General features: G+C 72.6%; 2 protein-coding genes. Both read left to right on the top strand.

Annotated features, from left to right (window positions below):
- Positions 1 to 1,643 (top strand): helix-turn-helix transcriptional regulator (locus KUTG_RS50445; protein WP_043727139.1); only part of this gene is annotated, 1,643 nt, incomplete at its 5' end.
- 76 nt (positions 1,644 to 1,719) lie between these two features.
- Positions 1,720 to 2,688 (top strand): helix-turn-helix domain-containing protein (locus KUTG_RS62735; protein ID WP_052396412.1); only part of this gene is annotated, 969 nt, incomplete at its 3' end.

Here is a 2,688-nt window from a genome sequence, read left to right as displayed (position 1 = left end):
CCGTCGACTGGCTGCGCACGGCGATCGACCTGCTCCCCCGCACGCCCGATCACCGCACCCGGCTGTGCGGCCTGATGTTGTTACGGGCCAGGGCATTGCTGGTGATCGGGCGGCTGCAGGACTGCCGTGGCATCCTCCAGGAGGTCCTGAATCTGCTGCCCGAGGAGCCGTGCGACCAGCGCAGCGCCGCGGTCTCCATGTGCGCCACGGTCGAGCGCCTCCTCGGCCGTTACGACGAGGCGCAGGCGTTGCTGGTCGGTGAGCTCACCCGGCGGCCGGACCGGCACGACCGGCCGGCGCTGGGCATGCGCATCGACATCGCCGCCGGCCTGTTGCAGTGCGCGAAGTTCGAGGACGCCCGCGCCTGGGTCATGCAGGCCATGGATTCGCCGGCCCGGCACCAGATGCGGCCGCTGACCATGACCATCGGCCTGAGCATCCTGGCCACCGCCGACGCCTACACCGGTCGCTTCGAGTCGGCGGTCGGGCACGTGCGGCGGGCCGCCGCGATGCTGGACGGCCTGTCCGACGGCGAACTGTCCGAACGGCTCTACCTCACGCTGGAGCTGGCCTGGGCCGAGCTGGTGCTGGAGCGCTACTACGACGCGCAGCGCCACGTCCGCCGCTGCGCCGCGCTGGCCGAGCGCACCGGCCACAGCCATCTCCAGCCGGACATTCAGCTGACGTTCACCCACGTGTACGCCTGGCTCGGGGACCTGACGCAGGCCGCCGAGCACGCCGAGGCGGCGCTGGAGACCGCGCTGCTGACCGGGCGGACCGAACTGCTGGAGTTCATCCACGTCCGGCAGTCGGAGATCGCGCTGTGGCGGGGTGATCTCAAGGCCGCCCTCCAGTACGCGGAACAGGCCGTGGAGAAGACGCAGCCCGGCGCCTACTGGTGGTCCGGCGAGGGCACGGCCGCGCTGGCGGCGGCCCGGCTGGCCAACGGCGATCCGCAGGGCTGCCTCCAGGAGTTGCTGCGTGGCGGCGATCCGACCGAGGTCGGCTACGCCCCTTCGCTGCGACGGCTGTGGTTCGACGAGCTCGTCCGCGCCGAGATCGCCCTCGGCCACATCGAGTCGGCGTTGGACTGGGCGCGCAAGGCCGAGGAGTCGGTGGCCGGCGGCGACCTGCCGGGCCGCACCGGCCAGGCCATGCTGGCCTCGGCCCGCGCACACATCGCGGCCAAGGACCCGGCGACCGGGGCCGAACGCGCCGCGAAAGCCGCCGACAATTTTGCGCAGGTGCACCTTCCTGTCTTCGAAGGGCAGGCCCGGCACCTGCTGGGCGCCGCGCTGGCCGACCTCGGCAAGCGCGAGGAGGCGCAGCAGCAGCTCGGCCGGGCCAAGGAGCTGTTCGCCAACTGCGGCGCCGCCGGCATGCACGCCGCCGTCGTGCAGCAGCAGCGGCTGCTCGGGGCCAGGTCAACTCGGGTCCGCAAGGACGGCGGGCCGCTGACCCAGCGCGAGCTAGAGATCGCCGAGCTGGTCGCGCACGGCTACACCAACCGCCAGATCGCCACCCAGCTGTTCATGAGCCCCAAGACGGTCGAGGCCCACCTGTCCCGCATCTTCACCAAGCTGGGTGTGGCGTCGCGCACAGCGGTTGCCAGCCATCTCGCGCGTCACGCCAGGGAAATGTAGGGAGTCTCCCGATGCTCCGGTGATCCCCTCGATGGCAGCGTTGACGCGGGGGGAACCACTGGGGGACCACGAGGGGATGAACACCAGGGTGGACAACACCTACAAGCCCGCGGCCGCGTTCGGCCGCATCCTGCGCGCCTACCGGCGTGAAGGCGGCTTCACGCAGCAGCAGCTGGCCGATCGCGCCACGCTGAGCGTGCGGGCGGTTCGGGATCTGGAGCTGGGCAACGCCAGACAGCCGCGCGTCGTCACGGTCCGACTACTCGCCGACAGCCTCGCGCTCAAGGGCCATCGGCGATCGACGTTCGAGGCGGCCGCCGGCCGTGCCGTCGAACACCTTGTGCCCGAACAGCGGCCGCCCGCGCCGCTGCACGGACTGGTCGGCCGCCGCACCGAGGTGCGCGCGCTGGCCTCGCTGCTGGTCGCCGGCGACCAGCGGCTGGTCACCGTCACCGGTGTCGGCGGCGTGGGCAAGTCCCGCCTCGCCGCCGAGGTCGCCACCACGCTGCACGCGGAGCACGGCTGGCCGGTCCTGTGGCCCGACCGCCCGGACAGCGAGCTGGCTGTGGTGGCCGCCGCCCAGCCGACCCTGCTGGTGCTGGACGGCGAGTGGCGGGATCGGCCGGTCATGCACCTGCTGCATCGGTTTCCGGCGCTGCGGGTGCTGGTCACGTCCCGGGCCCCGACCGGCGTCGACGGCGAGCGGGTCTTCCCACTCGGGCCGTTGGCCGTGCCGGGGCCCGGTGACGTCGATGTCGAACGGGTGGAGTCGGTGCGGCTGCTGCTCCAGCACATCCGGCTGCTGCAACCGGCCTTCCGGGCGACGCCGGCGGTAACCGAGGTGTGCCGGCTGCTCGACGGCCTGCCGGGGGCGTTGGAGCAGGCGGCCCGCCGGTTCCTGCTGTTGCCGCCGGGACGGCTGATCGTGCTGCTGGCCCGGGATCCGCAGATCCTGGCGCCGATCCGGGAGAGCATCGACCGGCTGCGGCCGTCCGAGCGTTTCCTGCTGGGGCGGCTGGCAAGAGCCGGGATGTCAGCTGGCCGG

The sequence above is a fragment of the Kutzneria sp. 744 genome, from assembly GCF_000568255.1.
Taxonomy (GTDB): Bacteria; Actinomycetota; Actinomycetes; order Mycobacteriales; family Pseudonocardiaceae; genus Kutzneria.
The sequence above is the reverse complement of the archived record's forward strand: the minus strand, read 5'-3'. Positions and strand labels throughout refer to the sequence as shown.